Genomic DNA, 466 nt, shown 5'->3' with positions numbered 1-466 from the left:
TTCGGGCGGCGCGTGGCGAAGGAAGTCAGAGGCGCGACAGGCGCAACCGAGCTAACCGTCTTCACATGGGACGGCGATGTGCTGCTCATGGAAGAGCGCTTTGACGAGCTGCCGCGCGAGTATGGACGCGAGCGCAAGTCCGCGAATGCCGCTTATCAGACGGTGCGGGAAGATGAGCGGGACGCGTATTCGCTGCCGGTCGCGCAGCGCATGCATACGTTGGACGTGAGCCATCAGTGGACGCGCGCGTCGCTCTATCTGCACGAACCGGGGACGTTCGTGCCGCTCGCTCGTCTCGACGAAAAGCTGGTCGAACCGGCGTTTCTCGCGACGGGCACTGATGGTGGGTTTGTGCAGGTTCCGGCGAAGAGCCGTCATGCGACGCTGTTCTATCAGAATGACCACCTTGGCACGCCGCAGGAGTTGCTGGACGAGTCGGGTAAGGTTGTGTGGCTGGCGCGGTATA

The 466-nt window shown here is 62.9% G+C and carries 1 protein-coding gene; it reads left to right on the top strand.

Going from position 1 to position 466, the window contains the following annotated elements; genetic code table 11:
• A partial coding sequence (locus QCE49_RS33630; protein ID WP_250482101.1) for an RHS domain-containing protein occupies positions 1-466 on the top strand: 466 nt, incomplete at both ends.

It is taken from the genome of Caballeronia sp. LZ008 (genome assembly GCF_031451435.1).
GTDB lineage: Bacteria > Pseudomonadota > Gammaproteobacteria > Burkholderiales > Burkholderiaceae > Caballeronia > Caballeronia zhejiangensis.
This window is presented reverse-complemented; position numbering and strand designations above follow the sequence as displayed.